Genomic DNA, 7,031 nt, shown 5'->3' with positions numbered 1-7,031 from the left:
GAAGTGATTGATGCTGCCGGTGCAGTTCCTAGTAATAATAATCAAATGCACCATTTGAAAATAAAATGGCCGCAAGAAAAAACCGGAAAACGTGTCCTGTTCCAAATCTGGCAACGCCCTAATCCGTCTCATACAGCACATGAGGTTCTTGGTGCAGCGCCATCTAATGTCTGGGACAGCCCCGAAGCCTTTTACAGCTGCGCCAATGTATACGTCTCACCAGATGACGATACTACTCCGGAACCTGGCAATCCGTGGCCTGTCAGTGAGCGTTTTGCCGCAGAAGAAACCGCAATTGATGTCGGTTATACGGTGATCGCAAGAATCATGGAAAATGGCAACGAGAGATTCAAAATACCCTTGGGTATCACTGCGGCGAACCTTGTCGACGAGCAGTGGAAAATCGAACTGGCAGAAAAAATAAACAGCGACCTTTCTGCTTCGAAGTTTATGCAAGTTGGAATACGCGATGATAACGACGAGATCATGGTGAGTCCGGATCCTGACCAGAACTACATTCACTTCAAACAGGAAAATTGGTCACATCTGATTGAAAGCCATCACAATGAAATGCCGGACGTGCCATTCAGAATCCACTGGCCAAATCATCGTGCTGAATACGAGTTTACCACAAATGAAGTGATCAAAATCCCATTCCGCGTTTCCGTGGAAGAGTACAAACGTAACATCGGTCTTTATTCTTACAACGCGATAGTTTCCGAAGTTGGCAATCCGGATCAAGAGCCGGTCGTCATTCTGGAACGCGAACTCAGTAATAATGGCGCTGAAAATGAAATTCACCTCAACAAATTTGGTACTTACAGTGTCGCTGTTAATGTCAAGAACCTGGCTGGAACGGTAGAAACCGCATTTTACCATTTTAATGCGATACTCAAAGAAGAGGATTCCGGCAATGATGATTACGACTTTGAGTTCCCTGATGGTTTGCAAAATTATATTGGGGGAACAAAAGTCAAAGCGTCTGACGGACAGATTTATCAATGTAAAGGCTGGCCGGCATCAGGCTACTGTCAGCAGTGGAGCAGTTCAGCGACCCATTTCGAGCCGGGAACCGGATCGCACTGGACCATGGCATGGAATTTGGCCGACTAATTCACGTTTAACAATAAAGTTCATTATTACTGGTCATATTCAATTTCACAATGACTATTCACTTTCATAATATAAAAGGTGGCTGCCAGATAGCAGCCACCTTGCTAACGCCACAGCACATACTAGTCTAAATTAATCAACGTAAAATACACCATCGACACTTCACTATATCGTTCTAATCGGTTACTGGTGAGCGATCACATTAAACTCACCAGAAGAGACTCGGGCCACAATCGCCATTCGAATTTCCCGATGTGAGTACCAATCGGCTGCAAAATCAATATTTCTCTGGCTTCCCAAGGTGTAGACAGCCTCCCCGTAGTAATCCCCTTCCGGAATAACGTCCTCAATATAAAGCGGTGACAAACTGTAACCAAGCGTAAGGTTGGTATAGGCAAAAAACGAATCATAGCCTGATTTTTCCGCCATAGGTTGCTGGCACTGCTTTTCTCCCAGCGCATAAAGCCAAACAATTCTACGCCAATACGGTTCAGCATTGATATCAACCATTTGCTGACACTCACCCTCAATCGTCTCTGCAAACCAGTGGCTTACAATGTTTTGCCCCTGTGTTTCCCCCAGGCTCTTAATTTCAACGCCAAAAAGCTGTAAACGCAGAGCAACATTGATTGTGTGTCCTCTTTTACCATGAGTCAGAGTGACGCTGCGAGGTGCTGTATCCAAGTAGGCGTACAATTGATTGTAATCCGGTGACCAACTGGTAAACCTTTTGTATGCCATCCAGTTAGGCACACTAATACTGAGTTCGCCCTGTTCGCAATGATAAGCAGCACAATATCCACTCACCGGCGTAATTTGAGTCAGGCTTACTAATCCAGGATATTGTTCTTTTAACTGATATTGTACATGTAACTGTGCAGCAAAGGTTTGCCCATGGACGGGAAGGGACAAAAAAACGCTGCTATACAGCAGCGCTTGTTTTAAATATGAGACCATGATGTCACTACAATCCGGCATCAAACATTAAGGTCACCTGCCCTGCCCAACGACTGCCAGGCTTTTTAAGCATGGCTTCGACTTCCGGTTTATTCACCCGAAAATGCACCTGAGAATTACGTTGGTACACATATTGGGCCGGAGAAAATGTCTGCCCTGCAGCATCTGTAGTTAGCAACACTTCTTGAGCATAGGAACCGTCCGCCGCTTTCAGGCCAGGCAAAGAAACCTGCGTTTCCAATCCAACAAGGTCCCCGGTGTCACGTTTACGCAGCCCACACTGGTTACCAACCGAGTGCTGACACTGGAGCGAAATATTCACCGGGTTGGAGGAGGTCAATCTAAATTGCACATTACGCTCTAATCGGGCTGGTGTACGACCATAATTTAACCACTGCCCCCAACCACCCGTTGGCTCAAGATTGACTTGATTCGAGCCCGCCGGAAATTGCAGGTTAAAATCATGCTGGACGGTGGCAGTAACAACAAAGCGAATTTCAGTGTCACTATAGGTATGTCCCCAGAAATCAATATCTCCCCCTGCACCTACAGCGTAGATAACTTCTCCTCGGTATGTTCCAGATTCCAATCCAATAGGAGAGTCTACGGATAATTCATAACCGAAACCAATCTCATCCATCCTATACTCAGCATCAAGAGTAATATTCGTAAAACTCAAAAAACAAATTGTGGTTGAATCATTAGGATAATGCCAAATTTGAGCACTCCACTTAGCCCCGCCCATAGCCATCGATGAACTACAACCGCCGTTAGCTCCACGAAGCCATGGATTCGCACCAGTTCCTTCAAGAGGTCTTCGAGTCATTGCTAGAGATGTCAATTTAAACAGAGCTTTGACCGTTTTCCCTGAATCGTGAGAGAGTATTATATTCCGAGACCTCGCATCCAACTTCGCTAACAGGGAGTTCCGATAGGTGCTTGTCCCAGAAGTCATTCTTTTTTCAAACCACAAACCAGGTACTTCAATACTGAATTGGCCCGCTTCACAAAGAGAAGGCCATCTAGCACAAGGACCAGAGTTAGTGGTTGTATTTCTAAATTGAGTGTTTCCAGGTTCTGATATATTAGGCCTATAATCCGCTGTAAGGTATACGTTAGCTGCGTTGGCAATCGTGAAAGAACATAAAGAAGCTACCACTAAACTGATTTTTATTACCATGGGGAATAACGATATAAGATTCATCACTACACCTTATTAAGAATTAAACATACAAGCGAGATCACCAGCAAAATAAATATCCTTTAAGGCATCACGAGCCTTATCAAGAACCACATCACATTGCTTTCCGTTAGGGTGTTCAATTGACACCACCGGGTTATGGGCGTGCATCTCTAAAGTGAAAAAGCCGTCGTGCTCGGTGACACTGCGCCCGGCGTGGTTAATGACCCGTACCCCAGGCTGCGGCATACCGCTTCCATCAGTAATTCGTCCCATGACAGTGACGGTTTCCATCACACGAACCTGATGATAATTGACCCCACCACGATTAAGCTGATAGCCCATCTGATTCGGCCATACATGTAACGCCGGACCATCATTACCAGCAAAACCTAACTCTACTTTACCCGGTTGCCAGGCCTTCACCGGCACCACATTGCGCCCGGCATGCAGTGGCGTTGCCCCATGGTCGTAATAAGCCATCAGGTTGACATCAGGGTCATCGGAGTCGACATCAATTATCAGCCCGGCCCCGTCGCGTAACATATGATGACTTAGCGCCGCTTCACCCTGGCCAAACACCACTGAGTTACTGAGGTTTATTCCCCCGGCCAGAGTCTGCTGGGAACCGTATTGTGCCCACAAGCTGCCCGCCGCAATGGAAGAGTCAAACTGACCCGAGCCACTCACACCCAAGCCATATTGATCGGCCGTCAGGGTTGCACTACTGGAAGAGAAAGGCCCACGCTCCCACTGCTGATCTATGTTTGCAGATAAGTAAAGATCACGTTCTCCTTTCGCATCACTGCGCGAACCCACGCTGACACTGCCACGGCGGCGTTCATTACCCAAGGCAAAACTGGCATTGAGTGTTCCGCCCCAGTTTCTGCCAGAGTCACTGCTTGAATAAGGGCGATCAAAAAGTGATAAACGCCAGTCAACATCCGTCCCCCAAAGGGTATGACGGGTTCCAAAGCGGAGTTCATAACCAGGCTGCTCATGCTGGTTGAGTGACACTCGGGCGTTAAGTGATGAATAACCGCTTAATCTGTGATTCAGTGCGAGGCTGCTGCGTTTATTAAGTTCCAGCCTCTCAGAGCGATCTGCTTCCTCATAAACCGGCGTCCAACGCTGACTGTGGTTGAAGATCAGGCTGCCACTCTGGTATTGCCACAGGGTTTGGGTCTCAAAACCATAACCCGATTGGTTACTGTGGTGCACACTGCCGTACCACTTAAAATTCTGATGCGCCTGCCAGTCCAACGACAGCCCTTTTTTCAGCTCTGAGCCAATACTATGCAGCGCCAGACCAGCGACTAAACTGGAATCGATCAGGTAATTGAGATTGCCGCCTAGCATCATTTCATGAGCCGTCGTCGACTGATAATCACTCAGCCAGTCAGTCGTCTTACCAGCAAACAGATTATACTTATAGCGCTGCTGGGTGTTGCTCCACTCAAGTGGCTTATGTACCGTATCTTGTAGACGATTGACTTCCCGCCCATCTTCTAAGAGGCGAATTTCAACATCGTAGACACCGGCCGGAAATAATGAGGTGTCCAGAGTCTGAAGCCCTGGCGGTACTGTCTGACTGTTAATCAACAATCCATTGCGGTATACCTCAGCCACGCTTTCCCGGTTCGCAGTGACGTAGACGGGATACAAGCTGGCACTGTTGTCTTTGATATAGCGGGTGTCAGAGCTCCCAAACATCGCTCCAATCATGGTCTGCAGGCGACCACCATTGGTCACGGGCTGGCGCAACACGCCCATACTGTCGGGAGTAAATAAGCCCGCGCGAACATAATGTCCTTGTAACTGGCGTTTGGCATAAAGCGCCGTCACAGAGCTGTGGAGCTCTGAATCATGAGTACGGTCAAGTTGACCTTGTCCTAAAACACTCCATTCTCCAATGCTACTTTGCATATCCATCAACCAACCCATACTAGGGCTTTGCTCACTTTGTGCGCTAAGGTGAAACTGGTTTCCAAGCATCAAACCATAACTACCTTCACCGTCGAGGGTCAGCCATTGCTCTTGTGTTTTGCTGCCCTGACTGCTGACCAAAGCTAGCTGAGCGGTTTCCAGGTTATAACTAATCGCTAACAGTTGCTTCGGGCATTGTGAACGACATTGACCAAGAGGAACAAACTCGGCCAGAAGACTCTGCCACTCCTGACGTTCGGACTCGCTATAATCGCTATCATAACTGTCCGTGAAATTTAAAATTTGCACAGCATTTTCATTGGATAGAATAATCATGGCATCGCCGAGGACCTTTTTATCCAGCAACACACGTGCTGATACTGGCGTACCAAAAAAGTGCTCTCTAAACTCTTCTGGTAATGCCTCAACCTGCTTAATCAGTGACTGAGATTCGATTCCTAGCACAGGCCCACTTATACCGACAGCTGACAACACCATCATCAGACCGAAACGCTTTAATGACATGAGATTCTTATCCTATAAAAATGGGGCTTAACATGCCCCATCAACAAACTCTTTTCGTGATTACGTTTTCAAACTATGGTGTTGGTGTTACTGCATCAAACATCATCAATACTTTACCGCTGTATGAACCCGCTTTAACGCTTGTATTATTTGAAGAGATCAACATTGGAATCTTTGCACCACCCGTTACACCGGCATCAGTCGCAGACAAAATCTCGACTGCGTTTGCAGGTCCCACTTTCAGCGGTTTTTCATTTACGGCTACAGATAAATCGACCTTTGTCGTTGTATCTGAGTGCATCAGTACAGGTGCGTGGTCCAGATAAGCGTTAATAGCACCCGTGGTGTTACGTGCACGTAAATAACGGCTGTTGTTTGGTGTGAAAGCTTCAGATTCCGCGTTGTAGTTCAGTACAACATCTTCCCAACCACCATCTTTGCTGACATAAAACTGAACCGTCGGCACATCAGCGCGCACATCAAATTCAACTGAAACAGGATCAGCAGCGTTAGCAACACCAGCCAGTCCAGTGAACATTGCGATAGTCAGTATGGTTTTTTTAAACATGGTAATATTCCTATTGTGTTAAAAGTTAGAGATCGCCAAAGGCCATCTTGGTTTGGTTTTGTCCTTCCACTAACGTGAATTGGAAACTCTGACCGATTGTTTTATCTACGGTTACAGAGGTTCCGGGACGTAAATATCGAACTCGGTATGAATGACAGTTCACCTGCTTTGCTTCACACTGAGCAAAGGCATCCAGCACAACCGTACTGTTGCCGCGATTTGTTAACGTCATTCGATTTGAACTCTCATCGATGACGGTGTCGTATGTCGTATGTTCAGGTCGCACGACAACAATGGCGCCGTATCCAGCCATAATGCTGATACCTGCGTTGACCTCTTTTTCATAGTTTTCGGCTTGTTCTGGCGTTAAACCAAAGTCGCTTATTTTCTCTGGGACTACCGGAACAAACCGAACTCGGTAATAACGTTCTACATCTCGTTCACCAACGACTAGCATGCGGTTCGCTTGCATACCGTCGACAGGAATAATCATGCGGGCCGGACTCACAACCAAACCATAGCCCTCACCGCGAAGAAGACTTTCTCGGTCAATATCAACTTCCTGAGTTTTTCCATCTTCGCTAAATTCAATTTCAGTGGCAGTAATCCGCACATAAGCCGTGCTGCTTCCATTGTTTCGTATTTGCTTGAGCAGAGTGCTTCGCTCTGGCTCAATGAAACTGTGCATGGCGCCTATATTTATTGCTGGGGTAGCTGCGCCGGATGTCGATATTATTGCCGCGGTCACCATTAGTAATTTTT

At 46.9% G+C, this 7,031-nt stretch carries 6 protein-coding genes; 1 reads left to right on the top strand and 5 read right to left on the bottom strand.

All coding sequences use genetic code 11. The annotated features are described in order from the left end of the window. Positions 1–1,113, top strand: a 1,113-nt coding sequence (locus tag ACN0T0_RS20200) for a lytic polysaccharide monooxygenase (protein ID WP_417228642.1), incomplete at its 5' end; no start/stop codon positions are given. A gap of 183 nt (positions 1,114–1,296) precedes the next feature. Here ACN0T0_RS20200 and ACN0T0_RS20195 read toward each other — a convergent pair. The 5 genes from ACN0T0_RS20195 to ACN0T0_RS20175 all read right to left on the bottom strand — a co-directional run. Then, a complete protein-coding gene (locus ACN0T0_RS20195; protein WP_417228640.1) occupies positions 1,297–2,091 on the bottom strand; it encodes a hypothetical protein in 795 nt (264 codons plus the stop codon). Then, a complete protein-coding gene (locus ACN0T0_RS20190; RefSeq protein WP_417228638.1) occupies positions 2,078–3,274 on the bottom strand; it encodes a hypothetical protein in 1,197 nt (398 codons plus the stop codon). The genes ACN0T0_RS20195 and ACN0T0_RS20190 overlap by 14 nt, the downstream gene beginning before the upstream one ends. Before the next feature lie 12 nt (positions 3,275–3,286). After that, positions 3,287–5,701 (bottom strand): CS1-pili formation C-terminal domain-containing protein, encoded by a 2,415-nt coding sequence (locus ACN0T0_RS20185; RefSeq protein WP_417228636.1) that lies wholly within the window; start codon positions 5,699–5,701, stop codon positions 3,287–3,289. 73 nt (positions 5,702–5,774) lie between these two features. Continuing rightward, a complete protein-coding gene (locus ACN0T0_RS20180) occupies positions 5,775–6,269 on the bottom strand; it encodes a CS1 type fimbrial major subunit (RefSeq protein ID WP_417228634.1) in 495 nt (164 codons plus the stop codon). A gap of 25 nt (positions 6,270–6,294) precedes the next feature. Further along, positions 6,295–7,031, bottom strand: a 737-nt coding sequence (locus ACN0T0_RS20175) for a hypothetical protein (protein ID WP_417228632.1), incomplete at its 5' end; no start/stop codon positions are given.

Origin of the sequence: Amphritea sp. (genome assembly GCF_048266285.1) — a bacterium.
In the GTDB taxonomy this organism is placed as follows: Bacteria; Pseudomonadota; Gammaproteobacteria; order Pseudomonadales; family Balneatricaceae; genus Amphritea.
The sequence above is the reverse complement of the archived record's forward strand: the minus strand, read 5'-3'. Positions and strand labels throughout refer to the sequence as shown.